This is a genomic window from Pseudomonas californiensis, from assembly GCF_021147775.1.
Lineage (GTDB): Bacteria > Pseudomonadota > Gammaproteobacteria > Pseudomonadales > Pseudomonadaceae > Aquipseudomonas > Aquipseudomonas californiensis.
In genome coordinates this window covers 1-24990 of the sequence record NZ_JAGTPK010000041.1, presented here as the reverse complement: position 1 = coordinate 24990, position 24990 = coordinate 1, and the positions used below count along the sequence as shown (strand labels likewise).

Below are 24990 nucleotides of genomic sequence, written 5' to 3'. Positions count from 1 at the left end.
CAGCCCTTACGTGATTTACGTTACTGCTCAGCCCTGCGATTCGTCGTCATCCGGCGCAGCGTCCGCTTGCAGGTCTTCACCCGCATCGTCCAGCTCGGCGGCTTCAACGATCACACCATCGACACCCTCTTCGCCTTCAAGCTCGGCGCCTTCGACTTCCGACGGCTCCTGAACACGCTCCAGGCCGACCAGTTTTTCGTCGCTGGCCAGTTTGATCAGAGTAACGCCCTGAGTGTTACGGCCCAGACTGGACACTTCACCAACACGGGTGCGCACCAGGGTGCCCTGATCGGAAATCAGCATGATTTCCTCACCATCGAGTACTTGAACGGCGCCGACCAGGCGGCCGTTACGTTCGTTGCTGACCATGGCGATAACGCCCTGCCCGCCACGCTTGTACTCAGGGAACTCGGAAATCGCAGTACGCTTGCCATACCCACGCTCGGAAGCGGTGAGGATCTGGCTGCCTTCTTCCGGGATCAACATGGAAATCAGCTTCTGACCTTCCGGCAGACGCATGCCGCGTACGCCGCGCGCCGTACGGCCCATGGCACGAACATCGGACTCCTTGAAGCGGGTAACCTTGCCGCCATCGGAGAACAGCATGATTTCCTGCTCGCCATCCGTGATCGCAGCAGAAATCAGGATATCGCCTTCGTCCAGCTCAAGTGCAATCAGGCCCACGCTGCGCTGACGACTGAACGCCACCAGAGGGGTCTTCTTGACGGTACCGTTGGCCGTTGACATGAAGATGAACGGTGCCTTCTTCTTGTCCGCTGCCTTGATGCGCGCCTTGCGCTCTTCTTCGCTCTCGTTGCTGTTTTCCGCCTCGTCAAGCTCGGCTTCAAGGGCTTCGCCCTCTTCGTCGGCACGCTTGCGCATGGCTTCCAGATCGACCGGCAACATGGTGGTGATGTACTCACCCTCACTCAACGGCAGCAGATTGACCAGCGGACGACCACGGGCCGCACGGGACGCTTCGGGAATCTCATACGTCTTGAGCCAGTACACCTTGCCCTTGCTGGAGAACATCAACAATGTGGTGTGGCTGTTGGCAACCAGCAGGTGAGCGATGTAATCCTCATCCTTGACGCCGGTCGCCGACTTGCCCTTGCCGCCGCGACGCTGAGCCTGATAGACCGCCAGCGGCTGCGTCTTGGCATAGCCGCCATGGGAAATGGTCACGACGCGCTCTTCTTCGGTGATCAGATCACCCAGAGTCAGGTCCAGACGCGCATCCAGAATTTCTGTACGGCGTGCATCGCCATACTCGGAGCGAATCAGCTCCAGCTCTTCACGGATCACTTCCATCAAGCGCGTGGCGCTGTTCAGGATGCGGATCAGCTCACCGATCTGGGTCAGGATTTCCTGATATTCGCCGAGCAGCTTCTCGTGCTCCAGCCCGGTCAGACGATGCAGACGCAGCTCCAGAATCGCCTGAGCCTGTTCCGGCGACAGGAAATACTTGCCTTCACGCAGACCGTACTGAGGGTCCAGGTTCTCTGGACGGCACGAATCAGCGCCTGCGCGCTCGACCATTTCGACCACAGCGCTCGATTCCCAAGGCGTGCTGATCAGCGCTTCCTTGGCTTCGGCAGGTGTCGGCGAGGCCTTGATGAGCGCGATGACCGGGTCGATGTTGGACAGCGCAACCGCCTGACCTTCAAGAATGTGGCCACGCTCGCGCGCCTTGCGCAGTTCGAATACGGTACGACGGGTCACCACTTCACGGCGGTGACGAACGAAAGCTTCCAGCAGGTCCTTGAGGTTCAGGATCCGGGGACGGCCGTCGATCAGGGCAACAATGTTGATGCCGAAAACGCTTTGCAGCTGGGTCTGGGCATAAAGGTTGTTGAGGATGACCTCAGGCACTTCGCCACGACGCAGCTCGATCACGACGCGCATACCGTCCTTGTCGGACTCGTCGCGCAGCTCGGTAATACCTTCGAGTTTCTTCTCCTTTACCAGTTCGGCGATCTTCTCGATCAGACGCGCCTTGTTCAACTGGTAAGGAAGCTCGGTGATCACGATCTGCTGGCGGCCACCGACCTTGTCGATGTCTTCGACGATCGAGCGGGCGCGCATATAAATGCGACCACGGCCCGTACGATAGGCTTCGATGATGCCCGCACGACCGTTGATGATCGCAGCAGTCGGGAAATCCGGACCCGGGATGTATTGCATCAGCTCGTCGATCGTCAACTCGGGGTTGTCGATCAGCGCCAGGCAACCGTCGATGACTTCACCGAGGTTGTGCGGCGGAATATTGGTCGCCATGCCCACGGCAATACCACTGGAGCCGTTGACCAGAAGGTTGGGAATACGGGTCGGCATGACCGCAGGGATCATTTCGGTGCCGTCGTAGTTGGGCACCCAGTCCACGGTTTCTTTGTGCAGGTCAGCCAGAAGCTCGTGCGCAAGCTTGGTCATGCGCACTTCGGTGTATCGCATCGCTGCGGCGTTATCGCCGTCGACGGAACCGAAGTTGCCCTGGCCGTCTACCAGCAGATAGCGCAGCGAGAATGGCTGAGCCATACGGACGATGGTGTCATAGACAGCCGTATCGCCGTGTGGGTGGTACTTACCGATAACGTCACCCACCACACGGGCGGACTTCTTGTACGGTTTGTTCCAGTCGTTGCCCAGCTCGCTCATTGCGAACAGCACGCGCCGGTGTACGGGCTTCAAGCCGTCGCGCGCATCCGGCAGCGCTCGACCGACGATAACGCTCATTGCGTAGTCGAGGTAGGACTGCTTCAGCTCGTCTTCGATATTGACCGGTAGGATTTCTTTGGCCAGTTCGCCCATGAGAAGCCTGATTCCTTTTTCTGGTGAAACCTCGCAAACCCATTCGGGGTAGACGAAGCTCGCCGCTGCCAGCATTTGCAGGGCAGCGACTTACGACAAATCAACGAGTTATGCCTTGGATCTGCGCAGGGCGCGCGACTCTGAACAGCACCCCTGGAAACCGCCGAATGTTACCACAATCGCCGAGGCGCTCACATCCTTTGCAAGCGCTGAAAAAGAGCCTTGTGCGCTTTGGACGCCTGATACGCGCTTACAGGCCCGCTCAGCGGCGATACGCCATCAAACCTGCGCTACTCGCACAAACGTCAATGCAAGTGTTTACGACTCATCAATTGCGCCATTTTTGCCGAGTCAGGACGTTCGACTATGCCCTTCTCGGTGACAATGGCGTCGATCAGGTCCGCAGGCGTGACATCGAACACCGGATTGAAGGCATCGACGTCAGCACCAACACGCTGACCGCCGACTTCGAGCAGCTCACGGCCGTCTCGCTCCTCAATCACGATGTCATCACCGCTGGCGGTCCCCATGTCGATGGTGGAGCTGGGCGCGACTACCATGAAGCGCACACCATGGTGCATGGCGGCAACAGCCAATTGATACGTACCGATCTTGTTTGCCACATCACCGTTGGCCGTGATGCGGTCCGCGCCGACGATGACCCAGGTAATGCCCTTGGTGCGCATCAGGTGTGCGGCAGCAGAGTCGGCATTGAGGGTTACCGGGATGCCTTCGTTGGCCAGCTCCCAGGCGGTAAGGCGCGAACCCTGCAGCCAGGGACGGGTTTCGTCGGCGTAGACCCGTTCGATCATGCCCTCAAGATGCGCAGCGCGAATCACACCCAGCGCCGTACCGAAACCGCCGGTCGCCAACGCACCGGTGTTGCAGTGAGTCAGTACGGTCTGAAGATTGCCCTGGTGTTTGCGCATGAGGTCGGCACCGAGCTGCGCCATGGTCAGGTTGGCTTCGCGGTCGCTCAGATGAATCGCAACGGCCTCGGCCTCCAGAACGACCAATGGATCATCGGTCGGCTTGATACGTTGCAGACGGTCGCGCATCCGGTTCAAGGCCCAGAACAGGTTGACGGCAGTAGGACGCGAATCGGCAAGCAGCTTGAAGTCTTCTTCAAGGGCCAGACGCCAGTCACCACCCATAGCAACCCGGGCACGCGCGGCCAGCACAATTCCATAAGCAGCGCTGATGCCGATGGCGGGCGCGCCTCGCACGACCATCGAACGAATGGCCTCGGCGACGCCAGCGGCGCTGGTGTAAGGGTGCCAGGTTTCTTCAAACGGCAGTACGCGCTGGTCAAGCAGGTACAGAGCGTTATCTCGCCAATCGATGGCCTTCACCTTTTCCGCAGCCAACAGTCGATCGCGCATCGCCCACTCCATCTTGAAATCCAAAGCCCAGAATCAAAAGCGGCTGATTATAGCGAGCCGCCCGCCAAGACGCTCGGGTATACTTCGCCATCAACGTAATAAGCTCTGGAAACCTTGTCATGCCCAACACCACAGCGCCGCTAGACCTGTTGCTCCTGCCCACCTGGCTGGTGCCGGTCGAGCCTGCAGGCGTGGTACTCAAGGAGCACGGCATTGGCATCCGTGACGGCTGCATCGCCTACATTGGCCCGAAGGCCGAAGCATTGAAGCAGAATGCCTTGCAGATTCAAGAACTGCCCGGGATGCTGCTCAGCCCTGGATTGATCAACGCTCACGGCCATGCGGCGATGACTCTGTTCCGGGGCCTGGCGGACGATCTGCCGCTGATGACCTGGCTGCAGGACCATATCTGGCCTGCTGAAGGCAAATGGGTCGATGAGGATTTCGTTCGTGATGGCACGGACCTGGCCATCGCCGAACAGCTGAAAGGCGGGATCACCTGCTTCTCCGATATGTACTTCTACCCCAAGGTTGCCGCCGACCGCGTCCACGCAAGCGGTATACGCGCACAGATCACTGTGCCGGTGCTGGATTTCCCGATTCCGGGCGCCCGCAACACCGATGAAGCCCTGCATGCAGGCATCGAACTGTTCAATGACCTCGTCCATCATCCGCGCATCAAGATTGCGTTCGGCCCTCATGCGCCTTACACGGTCGGCGACGAAAACCTTGAAAAAGTCCGGGTGATTGCCGACGAACTCGATGCCATGATCCAGATGCACGTCCATGAAACAGCCTTCGAAGTCGAGCAATCGCTGGAGCAGCGCCAAGAGCGACCCATGGCAAGACTCGATCGCCTGGGCCTGTTGGGGCCGCGCTTTCAGGCGGTACACATGACGCAGATCAGCGATGAAGACCTGGCCCTGTTGGTGGAAAGCAACTCCAGCGTGATTCACTGCCCCGAGTCCAATCTGAAACTCGCCAGTGGCTTTTGCCCTGTAGAGCGACTGTGGCAAGCAGGCGTCAATGTGGCCGTGGGCACTGACGGCGCTGCCAGCAACAATGACCTGGACCTGCTGGGTGAAACCCGCACTGCCGCCCTGCTCGCCAAGGCCGTGGCCGGGTCCGCTACGGCGCTCGATGCACACCGGGCGCTACGTATGGCGACCCTCAACGGGGCTCGCGCACTGGGTATTCAGGACGAAACCGGGTCACTGGAAATCGGCAAGGCCGCAGACATGGTGGCTTTCGACCTGTCCGGGCTGGCTCAACAGCCCATCTACGATCCTGTTTCACAGCTCATTTATGCGACCGGCCGCGACTGCACCTGCCACGTCTGGGTGGCAGGCAAGCAACTGCTCGACAATCGCCGCCTGACCCGGATGGATGAGCAGGCGCTGACTGAAACAGCCATGGCCTGGGGCAAGCGCATTTCCGGCAAGTCAGCGTGAGTACGCAGGCACACCGAACCGAACACATGACGGTCTGGCCTATCTATATAGCCAGACTGATGAAAACGAATTTTGAGTTCAAGAGGGCTACCCATGAGCAACGTCGACCGCGCTGAAATCGCCAAATTCGAGGCCTTGGCCCATCGCTGGTGGGACCGTGAAAGCGAATTCAAGCCGCTGCATGACATCAATCCGCTACGCGTCAACTGGATTGACGAGCGCGTCAATCTGGCTGGCAAGAAGGTGCTGGATGTCGGATGCGGCGGCGGCATCCTCAGCGAAGCCATGGCCTTGCGTGGCGCAACCGTTACTGGCATCGACATGGGCGAAGCGCCTCTTGCGGTAGCACAACTGCATCAGCTCGAATCCGGCGTCAGTGTGGAGTATCGCCAGATCACTGCAGAGGACATGGCCGAAGAAATGCCCGAGCAGTTCGACGTGGTGACCTGTCTGGAAATGCTTGAGCACGTACCGGACCCATCGTCGGTGATTCGTGCCTGCTACCGCATGGTCAAGCCAGGCGGCCAGGTATTTTTCTCCACGATCAACCGCAATCCCAAGGCCTATCTGTTCGCTGTGATCGGCGCTGAATACATTCTGGGCCTGCTGCCGCGTGGCACCCACGATTTCAAGAAATTCATCAGGCCTTCCGAACTGGGCGCCTGGAGCCGGGATGCGGGCCTGCAGGTCAAAGACATCATCGGCCTGACCTACAACCCGCTGACCAAGCATTACAAACTGGCCTCGGACGTGGACGTCAACTACATGATCCAGACTCTGCGGGAGGCCTGAACATGCGTCTGAGAGCAGTTTTATTCGACATGGACGGCACCTTGCTCGACACAGCGCCGGACTTCATTGCCATTGCTCAGGCAATGCTGGCCGACCGGGGATTCCCGGCTGTGGCGGACAAGCTGATCCGCGACGAAATATCAGGCGGTGCCAAAGCCATGGTGGCTGCAACGTTCGCTCTGTCACCCAACGAGCCTGAGTTCGAAGCGCTGCGCCTGGAGTTTCTGGAACGCTACCAACGTGAATGCGCGGTGCACAGCAAGCTGTTCGACGGCATGGCCGAGCTCTTGGCGGACATTGAAAGCGCTGGCCTGATCTGGGGCGTGGTGACCAATAAACCGGTGCGTTTCGCCGAACCGATCATGGCGCAGCTGGGCCTTGCCGAGCGCTCGGCATTATTGATCTGCCCCGATCATGTGACGCACAGCAAACCCCACCCCGAGCCACTTATTCTGGCCTGCAAGATGCTGGATCTCGACCCGGCCAGTGTTCTGTTCGTCGGCGACGACTTGCGTGACATCGAGTCCGGCCGGGACGCTGGAACCAAAACGGCTGCCGTACGCTACGGTTATATCCACCCCAACGACAATCCCGATCACTGGGGCGCTGACGTCGTGGTCGATCACCCGCTGGAACTGCGCAAGGTACTGGATAACGCGCTGTGCAGTTGCTGAGCACCTGACAAACTGCTTGAGGTTTTCATGTTTGAATATTCTGCCCGTTCCGATCTGCTAAAGGATCGAGTCATTCTGATTACAGGTGCTGGCCGGGGCATCGGTGCCGCCGCTGCAAAAGCCTACGCCGCTCACGGCGCGACGGTGCTGCTTCTGGGGCGGACCGAAGCTCACCTCACCGAGGTCTACGACGAGATCGAGGCCGCTGGCCAGCCTCTGCCCGTCGTGATTCCGTTTGATCTGGAAACGGCAGAGCCTCGCCATTACAGCGAACTGGCAGCGATGATCGAAACCGAGTACGACCACCTCGACGGGTTGCTGCACAACGCCTCGATCATAGGGCCACGAGCGCCTCTGGAGCAGCTGCCTGCCGAAGAGTTTGCACGCGTCATGCACGTCAACGTCAACGCGACTTTCATGCTGACGCAGAGCCTGTTGCCTCTGCTCAAACTGTCTCGTGACGCCTCTATCGTCTTCACATCGAGCAGTGTAGGTCGCAAGGGCCGCGCTCACTGGGGCGCCTATGGCGTCTCGAAGTTTGCGACCGAAGGATTGATGCAGACCCTGGCGGACGAATTGGAAGGCATTGCCTCGGTTCGTGCCAACAGTGTCAATCCCGGTGCCACACGAACCAGTATGCGAGCCCAGGCATACCCCGCCGAAAACCCGCTGAACAACCCCACGCCCGAAGAAATCATGCCGGTTTATCTGTATCTGATAGGCCCTGACAGCCAGGGTGTAAACGGTCAGGCAATGAACGCCCGGTAAACGGTGAAATCCATGCGCAGCCGTGCCGGAAAACCGCCACGGCGCTCATGTATTCAACTGCTCCATGTCAAGGAAGTGCCGCTTCGCTCGATACCTCCAATAGTGTGGTTTTGCTAACTCACTGATTTTAAATATCTCTGCATCAATGAACCGAATGGCATGACTTTCGCTCTAACCCAGCCAAGCCAGCAATATGTGCTGAGGAGCGAAGAGATGAATTCTCCTACCCAGACCCATGCGATTGACTTTGATACGGCCAAGTTACGACATCTCGGCTTTCAAGATCATCCCAATGTTGTGCTGCCCCCATTGTCATTGCCCGAACTGGTCAAACAACTCGGGCTGCAGTTACAGACCAGCCTGGAAGCGGAAAAAATCCTCACCCTGTTTTTCCAGGGTGTTCAAAGACTGCTGCCACTGGATGGCCTGATCTATCGCCACGAACAAAGCGACGTGCATTTGAAGCAGGGCGCAGATGCGTCTCATCGTTCGCACTTTCATTTGCGTCATGAAGGTGAGGATATCGGCAGTCTTGAATTTCAAACCGCACAGCCGTTGGATGCCCGCCAACTGAGTGATCTGGAAGTTCTGCTGGCGTGCCTGCTTTATCCATTATTGAACGCGCTGCTTTACCGCATTGCGACCCAGAGTGCTTTGCGAGATCCGTTGACCAGTACCGGTAATCGCATTGCGATGGACCAGAGTCTGTACCGTGAGATCGAACTGGCACGTCGACACAAGCATCCACTCTCGCTGTTGATGCTGGATATCGACCACTTCAAGAAGGTCAACGATGGTTACGGTCATTACACCGGTGATGAGGTGCTGAAAACCATCGCACTCAGTCTCAAGGCACAGTTGCGCAATATCGACCGTATATTCCGATACGGCGGGGAAGAGTTCGTCGTGATTCTCTCCAATACCGGCGACGAAAGCGCTGCCCTGATTGGCGAGCGCTTGCGCCAGGCCGTTGGCGATCTGGAGTTCGATGAAGTCGATCCGACTCTTATGATGACAGTCAGTCTTGGCTGTTCCACGCTACTGCCGACGGAAACTGCCGACAGCCTGCTACGCCGCGCAGACAACGCGCTGTATGTTGCCAAACGCCAGGGGCGTAACCGTCTGGCGATGGCGAGTTAATGCCTGTATCTGTCAGGCATCTGCAAGCACGACGCGCTCGCGCGGAGACTTGACCTTTTCCAGTTGCATGCAGCGCTCGAGAAACAGGTACATGTATTCGTAGCTTTTGGTCACCGCCTGACGCAACTCAGCCTGCAACTGCACACTCGGATCGTTACCTACCAATGTGCAAATGATCTCCAGCGCTTCCCATGGATGCGAATCGTCATATTGCGCATGCATCTTGAGCCACTTCATGGCTTTCTTGCGGCCTTCTTCGGGAAACGCTTCAGCGTATTCGCCGGTGGAGCAGACCACCGCAGACCACTCGCCTGTAGCACCCTCAATGGCGTAGTTGGTTGCGGCCATGGCAACCGCCAACGAGTCTGAGGAGCTGGTCTGCCAGCACCAGTGGCTTAACGCATGCAGCTCGGGCGCCACCCGCTGGGCGTGCAGGTCCTCGAGCGTCACACCGTGTGCAGCACACCAGTTGACCCAATAATCGGCATGATTGAGTTCGACGCGGATGTTGCGCATCAGCCAGCGACGCGCCATGTCTTCCCCTGGGTGGCGACCGAAACGCGTTTTGGTGAGATTCTTGGCCATGTACACCGCAAACTGCTCGACCACAGGCCAGCCGCCTGTCAGGTAGTCACGCATGACCCTGGGGCTCAACGTCGCGTCACGCATCTTCTGGTAAAGCTCGTGCCCGACGACCCGGGCCTTGGCGCCACTGCAGTCCTTGATCAATTGTTGTGCCCAGGCCGGATAGCTGCTGGCCTCCATGAGCGGACCGGTTCTAGTGTAAGTATCGATCACTGTGTGGCTCCTTGTGTGAGTTATACGGTTTAACTTAACGACCCCGGCGCACCAAACATTAGCAGGTCAGGTCGCGTGGCTTGCACATACAGACTGTCACAGGTGAACAGTTGCGGGCGGCCAATCAGATAACCCTGCGCATAATCCACGCCTATTTCCTGCAAGGCAGACTCTATCTCGGGCGTTTCGACAAACTCTGCAATTGTGCGCTTGCCCATGACATGCCCAATATTATTGATGACCTCGACCATCGCCCGATTGATCGGATTGTCGAGCATGTCTTTTACGAAGCTGCCGTCAATCTTCAGAAAATCGACCGGCAGGTGCTTGAGATAAGCAAACGAGGACATACCGGAGCAAAAGTCATCCAATGAAAACAGGCAACCCAGCGACTTCAACTCATTGATGAATCGGATCGCATTGCCCAGGTCAGCAATGGCACTGGTTTCAGTAATCTCGAAGCAGATCATGCCCGGCTCAACGCCAAACGTGGTGAATTGCACTTTCAGATAATCAAGAAACGCATCGTCTCCGATACTCGAACCCGACAGGTTGATCGCACACAACGCCTGCGGCATCTCATGTCGCCCTTCGGCGATACACTGGCCGATGATCTTGAAAACATGATGCACGACCCAGCGGTCAAGCGTCGTCATTAACCCGTAACGTTCGGCTGCGGGTATGAAACTGTCCGGAGCTACCATTCGTCCAGACTCGTCACGCAACCGTAAAAGAATCTCGATGTGCCGGACGCCATCGCCTTCGTCCGTTATAGAAGCAATTTCCTGGGCATAAAGGCAGAAACGATTCTCCTCCATGGCCATGTGCAACCGCTGGATCCAGGCCATTTCGCCGGAGCGCGTAGACAGCATGGTGTCGTCGGCCCGATACACCTGAACCCGGTTGCGCCCCTTTTCCTTGGCCATGTAGCACGCCATATCGGCAGCGCTCAACGACGCCTCCAGGGTGGTTGGCGCATCACCCAGATGCACCAGACCAATACTCACCGTAGTCAAAAACGGCCGGCCTTTCCATACGAAGTGCAAATGCTGCACGAGTTGGCGGAGGTTTTCGGCTATTTCATGGGCGGCATTGGCCGGACAGTCCAGCAGCAGGACGCCAAATTCGTCGCCGCCAAGCCGCGCCAGCGTGTCGCCCTCGCGCAAGGCCTGCGGCAATGCTACGCAGATATGCCGCAACAGTTCATCACCGGCCGCGTGACCGCTGGTGTCATTGACCAGTTTGAACTGGTCCAGGTCGAGAAACATCAGGCAGTGCCTGCCTGCCTCGGCGTCTGGCGCGTCCAGAACGAGTTGCAGACGACGTTCGAACTCGCCACGATTGACCAGCCCGGTCAGCGCATCGTGGGCAGCCTGCCATGACAGATTGGCGATGTACTGAAGCTCCTGCGTCATATCGTGCAACACCAGCACAGCGCCGCTTACGACCCCCTCCGAGAAAATCGGCGAGCCGACCAGCGTAACCGACACCGTGCTGCCATCCAGGCGCTGGATAAGCTTGGCGTTGGCGCTGCCCCCCTTGAGCTTGCCGCCAAGGATGTGATCGATCAGCGTTGCGTTGTCACGCTGATCGTTTTCGTCCAGCAGATTGAACAGCGCCGCCAGCGGCAACCCACCGGCCTGGCTGTTTTTCCAGTGGGTAAGCCCTTCCGCCGCGGGATTCATGTAAACAATCTTGCCCTCGACATCGGTTGTTATCACACCGTCACCGATGGACTCCAGCGTGATCTGCGCCCGCTCCTTCTCCAGTTGCAACGCATCGGCAAATAGCCGGCGCTGGGCAATCAGCCTGCGTACGCGCAGCAGTGCCAGAAGAATCAGGACAATTGCGGTAACCAGATTGACTGCCACCAACAGCTTCAAAATGAACCGGGACCCTTCACCGAGCGCGTCGCTGAATGCACGAGCGGCAGGTGCTACACCCTCGTTGATGGCATTGATCCTCGCCCGCCACTGCTCGCTTTCGGCAGGGCTCACAGCACCTTCCCTGACCCTGTCATGTATCTGATCTGCCAGAGCGTCAAGTTGCAGAAGGTAACTGTCACCTACGGTCCAGAAGTGGATCGCAGTCTTCATGAAGCTGAAATCGTGGAAGTTCAGGTACATCCAGATGATCCCGGAGACATCGTCCGGGTGATTGCCGCCCTGGATGATCCCGGCCTTAGCATCCGAAAGAGACGGCACTGGCTTGTCCAGAGCCTCACGCAGGGCATGCCCTCCCTGCGGAATGGCAAAGGCCTGCTGGTATTTCTGATAGTCGCGTTCGTCGTGCCAGTTGGCGTAAAGGCCCAGGTAGTGGATGGCATCTTTCTGCCCCTTGGACCAAAGACTTTCACCTACGACGTAACTGCGCACTGCAGACATCGTATAGAGGCTTACGCATCCCAGCAGCGCTTGAAACAGTGCCACTGCGATGAATGGCCACACAATGCCTATCAGACGGGGTTTGGAAAAGGTCCATGGCTGCTTCATGGGTTCGCGTCACCACATGCCTTTGTATGATCGTCCAGCCCAGAGCCTAGGCTAAATCCTTACAGGATGACATGGGATTTTTTCCTGTTTGTCACAACTTTCGCAGGACGGTCAGCAAATCCATGTCAGATTTGTTGCAAATGGCCATACAGTTTGGCGTACAAGCCACCGTCGGCGATCAACTGCTGATGATCACCATCCTCGGCGATACGCCCACCATCGAACACCAGTACCCGGTCGGCCTGTTTCACGGCAGAGAGCCGGTGGGCAATGATCAGAGTTGTTCGACTGCGCAGAAAGCGCGTCAGCGCCTGATGCAGGTTGTATTCAGTGGCGGCGTCAAGCGCCGACGTCGCCTCATCGAGTATGACTACCTTGGGGTCAGACAAGACCATGCGCGCAATTGCCATTCGCTGGCGTTGCCCGCCGGACAATCTGACGCCCGAACGGCCTACCGTGCTGTCCAGCCCTTCCGGCAGATCGCGTATGGCCGATTCCAGTTGCGCCACTTCCAGTGCCCGCCAGCAGGCTTCGTCTGTACAGTCACGGCCCATGGTCAGGTTGGCGCGCACGGTGTCGTTGAACAGGGCGGGATGTTGCAGAACGACGGCGATGTTTTCGCGCACACGCTCAAGGCCGACTTCCTGCTGCGTGGCGTCACCGAACCGAATGGTCCCGGACTGCGGCGTGTACAGACCCAGCAACAGTTGCACCAGCGTACTCTTGCCGCCACCGCTGGCACCGACAATCGCAACCTTCTCGCCCGGCGCGATGGTCAGGTTCAACTGATCCAGCACCAGCCCCTCGCCATAACCGAAACTCAGCCCGCGCACTTCGATACCGACGGTTTCCCGCCCCTCGAAAGGATCGGCGCCACCTGGGTATTGCGGTTCATCAGCACGGGCCAGCAGCTCGTTGATACGCGTCAGTGCGCCACCCGCCGCATAATAGGCATATTGCAGATTCAGCAACTGCTCAACCGGTGTCATCATGAACCACAGGTAGCTGAACACCGCGAGCATCTGACCAATCGACAGGTCCGAAAACAGGACCGTCAGCATCGCCGCTGCACGAAAGATATCGATGCCAAACTGAAACAACAGGCCGCTGGCACGCCCGGACGCGTCACTTTTCCATTGTGAGTTGATCGCGTAGTCACGCACTTCCCGGGCCTTCACGCCCAGTCGGCCCAGGAAAAAGCCCTGACGGTTGCCCGCACGCACTTCCTGGATCGAATCAAGGGTTTCACTCAATGCCTGCGTGAAGCGTGAAGTACTGTCGTTTTCAAGCTTTTTCAGGTGTTTGACCCGCTTGCCCAGCTTGACCGTCAGAAAGATCACCAGCGGATTGAACAACATGATCAGCAACGCCAGCTTCCAGTGCATCCACATGAGGATGCCAGCGGTCCCCGCCAGCGTCAGCGTCGCCACCAGCAGGCGACTGAGGGTTTCCCCGACAAACTTGTCCAGGGTATCCAGGTCGGTGACCAGATGCGTGGTGACCGTGCCACTGCCCAGGCTTTCATATTCGCGCAGAGAAATACGCTTGAGCCGCTCGATAAGGCGCAAACGGATGCGGTAGACGATGTCCTTGGCCAACTGTGCGAACAGACGCGCCTGCAGCACGTTGAACAGCAGCGCGCCAGCGCGCAGGAAAAGGGTCAGCAACAGCATGAGGCCGATGTAGCCAGCCGCCTTTTGCAAACTGTCAGGCAACAGGTGATTCATCACCTTGAGAGCCGCGTCACCGCGCCCCAACAACACCTCATCAACCAGCAACGGCAGCAGCAGAGGGATTGGCACACTGCACAGCGTGGCCAGCACCGCCACGCCATTGGCAATCCAGAGAGCCTTCTTGTGGCGAAGGGCAAGCCGACGGATTTCAGCCCAACTCAGCCTGTCGCCACGACGGCCCTGAGAATCGTCCGCATTTTCAGCGCAGCCTTCACGCACTGGTTGCACGCTCCAGCCAACGACCGAGCAAGGGAGACAATTCACTCAGGGGTTGATAACCGTTGGTCAACAGCGCCAACTGCCCGTTTCGTTCGGCCAGCAGCGTGGGGAAACCCGCGATGCCAAGGTCCTGCGACCAGGAGAAGTCAGCAGCGGTCGCAGCACGCTGTTCGACGCTGTCGAACGCGTCAGCAAATACCTGTCGTGCAAGACCCGCCTGCTCTGCCAGTTCAGCCAGTACGGCCGGCACTGTTACATCCCGGCCATCACAGTAAAAAGCACGCTGGATCAACTGGACCAGCAACCACGCCCGATCAGGATCAAGATGACGGGCTGCCGTCACCGCCCGGCAGGCTGGCGTGGTGTCGTAGACAAAACCGTCCGGCAACGCCCCTTCATACCGAAACGGCTGACCCGTGGCCTGCTCGACCGCCTGCCAATGCTCCAGTATGTAGCGACGCTTGGAAGGCTCAAGCGCTGCGGTCTCCGAGCGCAGACCACCCATCACCAGATGCAGGGGAACACCCGCTGCACCAGCCTGCTGCACCAGCGCATCGGCAACCGGGGCGAAACCCCAGCACCACGAGCACATCGGGTCCATGACATAGATCAGGCGGGCAGACATGGTTCAGGCCTCGGAGGACAAACGATAATTACGACCGATCGGATGAGGCTGATTACGCGCCTTGGCCAGTTCGATCTGCTTTTGCCGGTCGATTGCACTGCGGCGAGTCTTCTCGCTCAGCGAATCCCAGCAATGCGGGCAACTGACGCCCGGTGTGTAATGCTCACTGGCACGGTCTTCTGCGCTGATCGGGGTACGGCAGGCATGGCATTGATCGTAGTCGCCCTCGGTCAGGTCATGGCGGACCGTGACTCGATTGTCGAACACGAAACAGTCGCCACGCCACTGGCTCTCTGGTTCTGGCACTTCTTCCAGATATTTGAGAATGCCGCCCTTGAGGTGGTAAACCTCCTCGAAACCTTCGCCCAGCATGTAGCTCGACGCCTTTTCACAGCGGATCCCGCCCGTGCAGAACATGGCGACTTTCTTGTGCACCGCAGGGTCGAAATGCGCCTTGATATAGTCCGGAAACTCACGGAACGACGTAGTCTTGGGGTCGATTGCGCCCTCGAAGGTGCCGATGGAAACCTCATAGTCGTTCCGGGTATCGATGAGCAGCACTTCGGGATCAGCGATCAGCGCGTTCCAGTCCTTGGGATCGACGTAGGTCCCCACGTTCTTGTTGGGGTCGACGCCCTCGACGCCCAGCGTCACGATCTCTTTCTTGAGTTTGACCTTGGTGCGGTAGAACGGCTGCTCGTCGCAGTAGGATTCCTTGTGGTCGATATCAACCAGACGCGGGTCACTCTTCAACCAGACCATCAGGCCGTCGATTCCTTCACGGCTGCCCGAGACCGTACCGTTGATGCCCTCTTCAGCAATCAACAGCGTGCCCTTGATGCCGTTGGCAACCATGGCTTGCAACAGGGGCTCACGGAACTCGACGTAATCGCTGAGGGTAACGAACTTGTATAGCGCAGCTACGACGATCGGTTGAGTCATCGGCTCTTGGGTCATGTATCTCTCCAGGTGGTGACCCTCGCAAAGGGCCTACCGGGCAAAAAATCTGAACGAAAAAACGCACCGGCCTAGCGGCGCGGTGCGGATTCTAGCAAAAACCGGAGTCAGGCATGCGCTTCAAGTGAGTGATCTGCATCAACTGCCCCCCAAGGGAGCAGCATCACGACTGGAGGGGTCAGTGACCACCCGCGCAGGTGGGCGACGCCGGTGCAGCGCCGGTTTTCGCCCACTCTTCAGGCGTGTAGGTATGCAACGCGAGGGCATGAAACTCGCCCATCAAACCACCCAGCGTGGCGTAAACCTTCTGGTGCCGCTTGACCGAGTTCAGACCCTGAAACTGATCGCTGACCAGCACAGCCTTGTAATGCGTCTGCTCACCGCGACTGTGCATATGGCTCTCGTCGAGCACCTGCAGATGGTGCGGTTGCAATAACGCAAGCGCCGACTCGATTCGATGTTGCATGGTCATGGTGAGACTCGCTTGTCAGGGCTTTTTGGCAGGTGCCGGAGCGGCTGCCTTGGCAGGTTCCAGCTCGGCGGTCATGTCAGCGAGCAGCTTGTTGACGACTGGCACTGCGCTTTCCAGTTTGCCTTGCGTAAGCTGGGCCGATTGCTGGGCCAGTTCAGGCATTTTGGTCATCACTTTCTTGCCCAGTGGCGACTGATAGAACGCAACCAGGTCCTTGAGCTCGCTTTCAGTGAAGTTGGCGGTGTAGAGCTTGACCATTTCAGGCTTGAGCTTGTTCCAGCCGATCGCCTGATCCAGCGCGGTATTGGCTTTGGCCTGATAGGTTTCAAGCAGGGCTTTTTTCGATGCTGGTGCCTTGGTTTCGGCAAAACGCTGAGCAAACATCTGCTGTACTTGTGCGTAGACCGGAGCGCCCAGGCGATCGGCGTTGGCAAGCTTCAGGAACGTTTCGGCACTCGCGTTGTGACTGGCGGTATCGGCAAAGACCTGACCACTGGCACAGACCAGGGCGACCGCTGTACAGATGGCACGAAGACGGGTCATCGAGTTTCCTTATCTAGCAAACGAGGTATTACCCCAGGGCCGACCATTCTGCGCTTATCTGGGCTTTTGGCTCAACCCCCGGTTAGCCGAGCGGTTAAAAACCAATGATCGGGAACCCTGACGGCCATCGTGTACCTAACCCTGCAACGCACTTAAAGGAGTAAGCCCAGTGAGCCGCACAGAAACAGACAGCATTGGCCCTATCGAAGTCCCGGAAGACGCTTACTGGGGCGCCCAGACTCAACGCTCACTGATCAATTTTGCGATTGGCGATCAGCACATGCCGGTGCCAGTTCTGCGCGCTCTGGCGCTGATCAAGAAGGCCGCCGCACGCGTCAACAACCGTAACGGTGACTTGCCGGCCGACATTGCTCGACTGATCGAGCAGTCAGCGGACGAGGTACTCGACGGCCAGCATGACGCGCAGTTTCCGCTGGTGGTATGGCAGACGGGAAGCGGCACGCAGAGCAACATGAACGTCAACGAAGTGATTGCCGGGCGTGCCAATGAGCTGGCTGGCCAGGGCCGCGGCGGCAAGTCGCCGGTACACCCCAACGATCACGTCAACCGATCGCAGAGCTCCAATGACTGCTTCCCGACCGCCATGCACATCGCCACGGCGCAGGCGGTCAAGGAGAACCTGCTGCCCGCAATCGCCGAGCTGTCCAGCGGCCTGGCCGAGCAATCGGCACGCCACATGAAACTGGTAAAAACCGGCCGTACCCACATGATGGATGCAACGCCGATCACCTTCGGTCAGGAGCTCTCCGCATTCGTCGCCCAGCTCGACTATGCCGAAAAGTCGATTCGCGCTGCCCTGCCAGCGGTCTACGAGCTGGCCCAGGGCGGAACGGCGGTCGGCACCGGGCTGAACTCGCCCAAGGGCTTTGCTGAAGCGGTGGCCGCCGAATTGGCTGCGCTTTCTGGCCTGCCATTTGTCACAGCGCCGAACAAATTTGCAGCGCTCGCCGGCCACGAGCCGCTGACAGCACTCTCCGGGGCGCTGAAAACCCTGGCTGTGACGCTGATGAAAATCGCCAACGACCTGCGCCTGCTGGGTTCCGGCCCACGCGCAGGAATCGCAGAAGTCAGGCTGCCAGCCAACGAGCCTGGCAGCTCGATCATGCCCGGCAAGGTCAATCCGACCCAGTGCGAGGCACTGTCGATGCTGGCATGCCAGGTCATGGGCAACGACGTAACAGTAGGTTTCGCGGCCAGCCAGGGCCACCTGCAGCTGAACGTTTACAAACCGGTGATCATTCACAATATTCTGCAATCGATTCGTTTGCTTGCCGATGGCTGCAGCAACTTCAACGAACATTGTGTTGCGGGCATGGAACCCGATGCAGAGAAGATGGCCGAGCATCTCGAACGCGGGCTTATGCTGGTCACCGCCCTCAATCCGCACATCGGCTACGACAAGTCGGCACAGATCGCCAAGAAAGCCTATACCGAAGGTCTTACGCTACGTGAAGCCGCTCTTGCACTCGGCTATCTGACTGACGAAGACTTCGACGCCTGGGTACGGCCGGAAAAAATGCTGGAGGCTGGCAGCAATGGCTGATGCCAGAAGCGGCGCAACACCTCTTGAAGGCAGTGGCAAACGCATACTGATGGTCTACGGTTCGCCGAAGGCCATCAGCCTGTGTAGCGCGCTGGGCGAAGCGTATACACAAGGTGCACGGGGCGAAGGCCATGTGGTTCGAGTGTTGAAGCTCGGCGAACTGGACTTCGACCCCATCTTGCATGCGGGCTATGATCAGAGCCAGGTGCTTGAGCACGACCTGCTCGAGGCCCAGCGACAGATTCATTGGGCCGAGCATCTGGTGTTCGTCTACCCCGTCTGGTGGGGCGGCCTGCCAGCCCTGATGACAGGTTTTTTTGACCGGGTATTGACGCCCGGTTTTGCGTTCAAGGCGCATGGGCGCAAACACTTTTCCAATGAGCTGCTCAAGGGTAGAACCGCAGAGCTGCTGGTCACCATGGACACCGCGCCCCGCTATTTCCGCTGGATATACGGGGCACCGGCGCATCGACAGATGACCCGCACCATTCTGCGCTTCTGCGGAATCAAGACCCGGCGACTGACAGAGTTCGCACCGGTTCGTACTTCCACTGAAGAGCAGCGCCAACAATGGATTCACCAGGCCCGGGCGCTCGGCAAACGCTGATCTGATTGCGCCTCAGCCATGTGCCAATCTTGCTCGCCGGGCTCGCAACCCTGCGATGAGCGACGGCCCAAGCGCAGTCAGCGCAGAACCCAGCACCACCAGTACAGCACCACCATAACCCAGCGCATTGAGCTCTTCAGGCCGCACATATTCTGGCCACATCCAGGCTGCAACGGCCACTGCTGCCAGCGTCACCAGAGGGGTCAACGCCAGCGCCGCACTGACCCGCGAGGCTTCCCAATGAGCCAGAGCTTCAGCAAACGCGCCGTAGGCCACCAGTGTATTCAGACAGCACGCCAACAACAGCCAGCCTTGCAGCGGACTCAGTTGCAAAGCCTCTGCCGGATGCGCCCACGGGGTGATCAATAGCGCACAGAACAGGTAGATCACCATCATGACCTGAAGCGAATTCCATACCGTCAGCAGTTGCTTTTGACTCAGCCCATAGAACGTCCAGACGACCGAGGCGAGGAATACGATCAAAACGCTGGTAGTGTAATCACTCAGCGAGGTTAGCAGCTCCATCAGGCGCTGATTGAAAAACAGCCCGAAGCCAATCAACAGCACCGCCAGACCAATGCCCTGCCCCACGCTGAAGCGCTCTTTGAAGAGAAAAATGCTGCTGATCAGCAACATGATTGGCCCGGTCTGAATGATCAATTGCGTCGTCCCGGGGCTCAGCACGCGCAGGCCTATCAGATACAACACGTAGTTGCCCACCAGACCGAGCACCGCCAACAGCACCAGCCCCTTGCCTTTGCGCCCCAACGATCGGAAGCTGGGCAGACGCTTGACCGAGGCCAGCCAGACAAACAACAGCGAACCCGATATCAACAACCGAAACCAGGTCACTGTCACCGGGTCCATGACTTGCAGAACCTGTTTGAGCTTGACCGGCAAAATGCCCCAGAGCAGCGCGGTCAACAGCGACAGACAGAGGCCATATACCCAGCGGCCCGATGATACGTGCATCAGAAATCCCTTAAGCAAATAGAAACGTGTGCTTCATTCTAGGCGTTGATCCGGAAACAAACAGAGACAGCTGGGCGCTATCAAGGCTCTGAATTGTATGTGTCAGGGCTGGCGCGGTCCGTGGTTGCGTTCATACGTCAGCGCCCCCATGGCCTCGATCTGCCCCTCGATCAAGGCATCGAATGGTTTGAGCAGCGCTTTGAACGAGGCTGGCGCCTCCAGTGTTTCCAGCGCATGAACGACCGCCTCCAATGTCGACAAGGCCTCTGGCCCCGGCGCCTTGCGTAGCCGATAACGCGTGGCCGGTGCAGCATCAAGCGTCACTCTGGGCAACTCTGCCAACAGTGGGTTCAGATGTAACAACTTGCGCACTTTACGCCAGGTACCGTCCGGCACCACCAGTAGGGTTGGCATCGCCTGATCGGATTCGCACGTCAGCATCTGCGCCTTTTCACCCGGAAACAGCAATCGCGCCTGAAAACCAGGCTGGCTCAGTAATCCAGGCAGATCGTCGAAGACTTCACCCACCCGCACCTGCGCATTCAGCAACCCCAGCGCTGCAAATCGGGCAGTGTTCAAAGCATGATCGACCTCGGAGGGATGCTGCAGTATCAGCACGCGCGTACGGCTGGCCAACTGCGGAATCAGGCCGCACAGGCAATGGCTGGCAGGACGCAGGCAGCGTTCACAGCGGACGCGAGACATGGGCTCTCTCCTGGCGGGGTCTTTGGTCAAGTCGTTCGACGCTCTGGTCCCGAAAACTCAACCAGATGCGCCGCCTGTCTAACAGCGCGGCAGTTTAAACAACTGGACACCATTGCGCTGGGCTAATACACCGCTGGGCTGATGATTTGAGCTAGCCTCAATGCACAGGGCTGGTGACATGAAGTCCCCCTGCTGAATCTTCAAAAATTCAACGTCAGGGGCTTCCATGAACCGTGAGGAAATCGAACAGAAGGTACGCGATGCGCTGGGTGTGATTCTGGTAGATAAAGCCGAGATTCATGAGCGCTCGACACTCAACGATCTTTTTCTGGACGAAGAAGACCTCGAAGAGCTCTTCACCAGGCTTGGATACACCTTCAACTTCATGTTCCCGACTTTCATCAGGGAACGGGCGCTACACAAGCCGAAAGACCTCACATTACCCATGCTGGTTGATTTGATAATGCTGATGCATCAGGAAGAGAACCTTCCTGAGAAAGAAGATCGGAACGGTAAAAGCAAAAAAAGAAAGTCAAAACCCACGCGGTCAGGCGCTGACTGATTGCCCGTTGAAGCTAGCGCCTCGGCCTTTGAGCCAGCCTGTATTCTACAGATGCCTGGCTCGCGAATTTCCTGCTGCCAGTCAATTCGGGCAGCGATGCCGGGCTTACCGGCGCGGACGACGGCGCTCGTCGTCAGTACGGACCGGGATGGGCTGTAACTTGGGCCGTTCGATCAGGCCCAGCGCGACGCCCAGATCATGGAGCCATTCTTGCAGTTTGCTGTTCATAAAGCCCCCTTGAGGGAAAAACCCGATACCCCATTTGTACTGGTCACTCAATAGAGATGATAGAAGCAAATGGCTATTTGGACGGGTGTTACGGAAAACAATTTTCCCGATGTAGGCAATGTGACATCTGCAGGGATTTACTTCTAGTCTTTACGACAGACGGCCTGTACCTGACCGATGCGTCAACCTGCCTGCGAAACAGTCACTCCGGCAGCCGAGCCAGACCTTCCTCATCAGTCATTGCGCGCTCCAGCAAATCGGCGGGCAGACTCTTGCTCGCCCGTGCACCCAGCAGCTTGAGTTGCTCACTGCGGCTGACCAGATTCCCCCGCCCGTCCGTGAGTTTGTTGCGAGCCGCAGAGTAGGCCTTGTCCAGCTGCTGCAGGCGGCTGCCGACTTCGTCCAGATCCTGAATAAACAGTACGAACTTGTCGTATAGCCAACCCGCTCGCTCAGCGATTTCCCTGGCGTTCTGGCTCTGGCGCTCCTGCTTCCACAAACTGTCTATCACACGCAACGTCGCCAGCAGCGTCGTCGGGCTGACAATCACAATGTTGCGATCGAAAGCTTCCTGAAACAGATTGGGCTCGGCCTGTAATGCAGCCGAAAAGGCGGCCTCGATGGGCACGAACAGCAAGACAAAATCCAGGCTGTGCAGACCTTCAAGGCGCTTGTAGTCTTTGCCCGAAAGCCCTTTGACGTGATTGCGCAGCGACAGCACGTGCTGCTTCAAGGCTGCCTGACCGATTATCTCGTCGTCTGCCGACACATATTGCTGATAGGCCGTCAGGCTGACTTTGGCATCCACCACTACCTGTTTGTCACCGGGCAGCATGATCAGCACGTCCGGCTGAAACCGCTCACCGTCCGATCCTTTGAGACTGACTTGTGTCTGATATTCACGCCCTTTCTCCAGGCCCGCATGCTCAAGCACTCTTTCCAGAATCAGCTCGCCCCAGTTACCCTGGGTTTTCTGCCCCTTCAGTGCACGCGTCAGGTTGGTGGCTTCATCACTCAAGCGCAGGTTCAACTGCTGCAGGCGTTCCAGCTCCTTGGCCAGAGAGAATCGTTCACGCGCCTCGCTCTGGTAACTTTCTTCGACCCGTTTTTCGAACGATTGAATGCGTTCTTTCAAGGGGGTCAGCAATTGCCCCAATTGCTGCTGACTGGTTTCGGCGAAACGTTGCTCGCGCTCATCGAAAATCTTGCCAGCGAGTTCCGCGAACTGCGCTCGCAGTTCATCCCGAGAACCTTGCAGGTCGCTCAAACGCTGCTGATGACTGTCCTGCTGCTCGCGCAACTCCGCGTTCAACGCCGCGCATTGCGCATCCAGGCGACGCAGCTCGGCCTCGCGAGCGGCGCGCTCGACAACCCAGCCTTGAGCCGCGTCACGGGCAGTATCGGAATTCTGACGCAGCAACTCGACTTCACGGCGCAGAGCGGCAAGGTCAGCCTGCTTGGCGGCGTTGGCCTGCGCCAGATCGCTGATCTCGTCGCGACTGGCATCAAGCTGGGCATTGAGACCATCCTGCGCCATCTGCGCCATGCTCAGGCGCTCATCAAGAAGCGCAGCATCCGCTTCGCGGCGAGCCAGCCCACGTTGTAACTGCCAGACCCACGCCAGCAATGGCAACGCTGCCACAGCAAGGCCCAACAACAGACTGTTCAGGTCAAATGCCATATCCACTCCATGCATGTCGGGTGAGTGCCAGCGGCACTCTGTGTAAACCTGTTGCGGAAAATAGAGATGCAACGGCGACGACGCCTCAGACAGGCGTGATTAACAGGGTGGGAGCAAATCGGGGTGCGAGATTCTACTCTCTTTCAGCGACAGGCACACCCTCAATCCAGTGACGATCTGGTCCGCGACAATCCACAGAAGCTGTGGATAACTCAGTGGACAACCCACCTTTAACCCGCTCAAACCCAGATAGAACGGGGCTTGCGCTCAAACTGACGATTTTTTCACCAGTTAAAAAAAACGATGTTTTTCATTGACTTAATAATTCACCATCAAAAATCAAACCCTTAGAGACGCATGTGACAGTGATGTGGCAGCTTGTGACGCTAATGTGCACAACTCACCCGGAGGAATCTTTTCGGGCGTTTCGCAGGTCGTGCAGATTGCATCCAATTGCACTGAATTCTCAGTGAATACATGGCGTGCAGCCGATCGTCGCGCGTTGCAAACGTGATGAAATACACGGTTCTAAAAACTCATTCGGTGCTCTGAAACGTGTCAGGCGACAAAATGCTTACCCTGCGGTCAAAGCCCTGCCTGAAAGCACCCGCCACAGGTCATTCTTGATCAAGTGAAGGGATCTGATGAGAGAAGTAGTGAAGTTCTTCCTGCTGCTGATGGCAGTCTGCATTATCGCTATCGGAGTCAGCGCCGTGCTGCCATCGCCAGACGGTGCGGTGTTCGCCTACACCGTATTGCTGTCTGCCATTGCCGTCGCGCTGATCATTTGCAGCGATCTCAGTGAAGGACGCATCAATAAAAAAGGCGATATCATGCGTGCCATCCATAGCCGTAAATCCCCAGGACTGACCATCGCCGCCTACGTGCTGGGCTGTTCATTGGTGGCATCGAGCACCGTACTGATCTACCGCCTTATTGGTCACTGGTGATGGTGTGCGCGTCTCTTTTCGAAAGCATGATGATTTACCCCCTTGCAATACACCTTCAACCTGATTAACATAGCCGCCGTTAGTACCAAGCTGAAAATCAATTCCGGTCGATAAAGTCCCGCAACACGTACGGCTCCAGATGGAGAGTGTGTTGGCAACAAGGGATCGACCACCTCGATGGTTTCCAGACATGAACCTTTCACACTGATGCGCCAGATAAGGCGGCCGTGTGACAATGGCTCTCATGGCCTGCCTCAACCAGCCTGCAATTGATCAGGATCTGCACCCCGAGCGTCGAACCTTTGCTCCTGTTGTGTTGCCTGCCCTCCTAAGTACCTACCAGTCAGCCCGAGCGCCATACGATAAAGCGCGCTTTAACTGCCTGTCTTGTTCCAGTCAGGTTCTTCGCCCAGCCAGGCCTTACTACCCAATGCCGGCCCGCGTTCACTGGAATCTTTATTTATGCACGGTAATGTTCCGTGTTGCTTCAGGAAACACCTTGATGACTCATACAACTCAAACTCAGCACGCCATTCATACGCTTACCAATGCCTTCGCACCGATGAACTGCCTGATCATGGCCGCTCGCAAAGGCTGCTTCAGCTTCACGATCGTCAACGAACACGGTATCGCACGTCACACTGAACGTCTTTACCCTGATCAGTACGCCAGCGCCGAGCCGCTGCAAGCGGTGATCGAGCGCACCCGTCAGGCCCTTACCGCCTGATGGCAACACGCTGCCCGAGCCCGAAGCCCCGCCCAACGAGCGTAATACTGTTCACTTAAGCATTTGAGTCCAGGCCGGGCTTTATAGAGAATCCGATGTCAGACCTCTGGCATCGGATTTTTTATGCCCATTCAGCAGCA

23 protein-coding genes are annotated in these 24990 nt (G+C 57.8%); 10 read left to right on the top strand and 13 right to left on the bottom strand.

Annotated elements, in window-relative coordinates; all coding sequences use genetic code 11:
- Nucleotides 1-27: 27 nt before the first annotated feature.
- Nucleotides 28-2808: a DNA gyrase subunit A gene (gene gyrA, locus KDX37_RS25420; protein ID WP_231655904.1), complete on the bottom strand. Its 2781-nt coding sequence runs from the start codon at nucleotides 2806-2808 to the stop codon at nucleotides 28-30.
- A gap of 305 nt (nucleotides 2809-3113) precedes the next feature.
- Entirely contained in the window at nucleotides 3114-4190 is a 1077-nt protein-coding gene (mtnA, locus tag KDX37_RS25415; RefSeq protein ID WP_231655902.1) for an S-methyl-5-thioribose-1-phosphate isomerase, read from the bottom strand.
- 119 nt (nucleotides 4191-4309) lie between these two features.
- Between mtnA and KDX37_RS25410 the strand changes: the two genes are divergently transcribed.
- The 5 genes from KDX37_RS25410 (at nucleotide 4310) to KDX37_RS25390 (ending at nucleotide 9015) form a co-directional block, all read left to right on the top strand.
- Nucleotides 4310-5641, top strand: coding sequence for a TRZ/ATZ family hydrolase (locus KDX37_RS25410; protein ID WP_231655901.1), 1332 nt, complete (start codon nucleotides 4310-4312; stop codon nucleotides 5639-5641).
- 93 nt (nucleotides 5642-5734) lie between these two features.
- A complete protein-coding gene (gene ubiG, locus KDX37_RS25405) occupies nucleotides 5735-6433 on the top strand; it encodes a bifunctional 2-polyprenyl-6-hydroxyphenol methylase/3-demethylubiquinol 3-O-methyltransferase UbiG (RefSeq protein WP_231655899.1) in 699 nt (232 codons plus the stop codon).
- A gap of 2 nt (nucleotides 6434-6435) precedes the next feature.
- Nucleotides 6436-7107 (top strand): N-acetylmuramic acid 6-phosphate phosphatase MupP, encoded by a 672-nt coding sequence (mupP, locus tag KDX37_RS25400; protein ID WP_231655898.1) that lies wholly within the window; start codon nucleotides 6436-6438, stop codon nucleotides 7105-7107.
- Nucleotides 7108-7134: 27 nt separating this feature from the next.
- Nucleotides 7135-7875 carry a YciK family oxidoreductase gene (locus KDX37_RS25395; RefSeq protein WP_231655896.1) on the top strand — a complete coding sequence of 247 codons (741 nt, stop codon included), beginning with the start codon at nucleotides 7135-7137 and terminating at the stop codon, nucleotides 7873-7875.
- A 213-nt stretch (nucleotides 7876-8088) separates the two neighbouring features.
- Nucleotides 8089-9015 carry a GGDEF domain-containing protein gene (locus KDX37_RS25390; RefSeq protein WP_231655894.1) on the top strand — a complete coding sequence of 309 codons (927 nt, stop codon included), beginning with the start codon at nucleotides 8089-8091 and terminating at the stop codon, nucleotides 9013-9015.
- A gap of 12 nt (nucleotides 9016-9027) precedes the next feature.
- Here the strand turns inward: KDX37_RS25390 and KDX37_RS25385 are convergent, their stop codons facing one another.
- The 7 genes from KDX37_RS25385 to KDX37_RS25355 all read right to left on the bottom strand — a co-directional run bounded on the left by KDX37_RS25385 (nucleotide 9028) and on the right by KDX37_RS25355 (nucleotide 16854).
- Nucleotides 9028-9813: a TenA family transcriptional regulator gene (locus tag KDX37_RS25385; protein WP_231655892.1), complete on the bottom strand. Its 786-nt coding sequence runs from the start codon at nucleotides 9811-9813 to the stop codon at nucleotides 9028-9030.
- 29 nt (nucleotides 9814-9842) lie between these two features.
- Nucleotides 9843-12305 (bottom strand): EAL domain-containing protein, encoded by a 2463-nt coding sequence (locus KDX37_RS25380; protein WP_231655891.1) that lies wholly within the window; start codon nucleotides 12303-12305, stop codon nucleotides 9843-9845.
- Between the two features lie 125 nt (nucleotides 12306-12430).
- Nucleotides 12431-14257: an ABC transporter ATP-binding protein gene (locus KDX37_RS25375; RefSeq protein ID WP_231655889.1), complete on the bottom strand. Its 1827-nt coding sequence runs from the start codon at nucleotides 14255-14257 to the stop codon at nucleotides 12431-12433.
- Nucleotides 14250-14882 carry a DsbA family protein gene (locus KDX37_RS25370; protein ID WP_231655886.1) on the bottom strand — a complete coding sequence of 211 codons (633 nt, stop codon included), beginning with the start codon at nucleotides 14880-14882 and terminating at the stop codon, nucleotides 14250-14252. The genes KDX37_RS25375 and KDX37_RS25370 overlap by 8 nt, the downstream gene beginning before the upstream one ends.
- Nucleotides 14883-14885: 3 nt before the next feature.
- Nucleotides 14886-15824: an oxygen-dependent tRNA uridine(34) hydroxylase TrhO gene (gene trhO / locus KDX37_RS25365; RefSeq protein WP_231655927.1), complete on the bottom strand. Its 939-nt coding sequence runs from the start codon at nucleotides 15822-15824 to the stop codon at nucleotides 14886-14888.
- Between the two features lie 193 nt (nucleotides 15825-16017).
- Nucleotides 16018-16311 carry a BolA family protein gene (locus KDX37_RS25360; protein ID WP_231655884.1) on the bottom strand — a complete coding sequence of 98 codons (294 nt, stop codon included), beginning with the start codon at nucleotides 16309-16311 and terminating at the stop codon, nucleotides 16018-16020.
- 15 nt (nucleotides 16312-16326) lie between these two features.
- The gene (locus KDX37_RS25355; RefSeq protein ID WP_003378928.1) at nucleotides 16327-16854 is read right to left on the bottom strand and encodes a DUF2059 domain-containing protein; all 528 of its coding nucleotides are present in this window, start codon (nucleotides 16852-16854) and stop codon (nucleotides 16327-16329) included.
- Nucleotides 16855-17023: 169 nt separating this feature from the next.
- Between KDX37_RS25355 and KDX37_RS25350 the strand changes: the two genes are divergently transcribed.
- A complete protein-coding gene (locus KDX37_RS25350; RefSeq protein ID WP_231655882.1) occupies nucleotides 17024-18418 on the top strand; it encodes a class II fumarate hydratase in 1395 nt (464 codons plus the stop codon).
- Nucleotides 18411-19025: an NAD(P)H-dependent oxidoreductase gene (locus tag KDX37_RS25345; protein ID WP_231655881.1), complete on the top strand. Its 615-nt coding sequence runs from the start codon at nucleotides 18411-18413 to the stop codon at nucleotides 19023-19025. Before KDX37_RS25350 ends, KDX37_RS25345 begins: the two co-directional genes overlap by 8 nt.
- Nucleotides 19026-19037: 12 nt before the next feature.
- On the opposite strand, the gene KDX37_RS25340 is transcribed toward KDX37_RS25345, so the two are convergent.
- Nucleotides 19038-19997, bottom strand: coding sequence for a DMT family transporter (locus KDX37_RS25340; protein WP_231655879.1), 960 nt, complete (start codon nucleotides 19995-19997; stop codon nucleotides 19038-19040).
- A gap of 102 nt (nucleotides 19998-20099) precedes the next feature.
- Nucleotides 20100-20702, bottom strand: a complete 603-nt coding sequence (locus KDX37_RS25335) for a tRNA-uridine aminocarboxypropyltransferase (RefSeq protein WP_231655877.1) — start codon at nucleotides 20700-20702, stop codon at nucleotides 20100-20102.
- Nucleotides 20703-20928: 226 nt separating this feature from the next.
- Here KDX37_RS25335 and KDX37_RS25330 point away from each other — a divergent pair, with 226 nt between their 5' ends.
- Nucleotides 20929-21264, top strand: coding sequence for a hypothetical protein (locus tag KDX37_RS25330; RefSeq protein ID WP_231655876.1), 336 nt, complete (start codon nucleotides 20929-20931; stop codon nucleotides 21262-21264).
- A gap of 105 nt (nucleotides 21265-21369) precedes the next feature.
- Here the strand turns inward: KDX37_RS25330 and KDX37_RS29460 are convergent, their stop codons facing one another.
- Together KDX37_RS29460 and rmuC are read right to left on the bottom strand one after the other, a co-directional pair.
- On the bottom strand, nucleotides 21370-21492 hold the full coding sequence (locus KDX37_RS29460; RefSeq protein WP_264759385.1) for a PA1414 family protein: 123 nt from the start codon (nucleotides 21490-21492) through the stop codon (nucleotides 21370-21372).
- A gap of 202 nt (nucleotides 21493-21694) precedes the next feature.
- The gene (gene rmuC / locus KDX37_RS25325; protein WP_231655925.1) at nucleotides 21695-23038 is read right to left on the bottom strand and encodes a DNA recombination protein RmuC; all 1344 of its coding nucleotides are present in this window, start codon (nucleotides 23036-23038) and stop codon (nucleotides 21695-21697) included.
- A 779-nt stretch (nucleotides 23039-23817) separates the two neighbouring features.
- On the opposite strand from rmuC, the gene KDX37_RS25320 reads away from it, so the two are divergent.
- Nucleotides 23818-24123, top strand: coding sequence for a hypothetical protein (locus KDX37_RS25320; protein WP_231655874.1), 306 nt, complete (start codon nucleotides 23818-23820; stop codon nucleotides 24121-24123).
- Between the two features lie 502 nt (nucleotides 24124-24625).
- Nucleotides 24626-24850, top strand: coding sequence for a hypothetical protein (locus tag KDX37_RS25315; protein ID WP_231655873.1), 225 nt, complete (start codon nucleotides 24626-24628; stop codon nucleotides 24848-24850).
- Nucleotides 24851-24990: the final 140 nt, after the last annotated feature.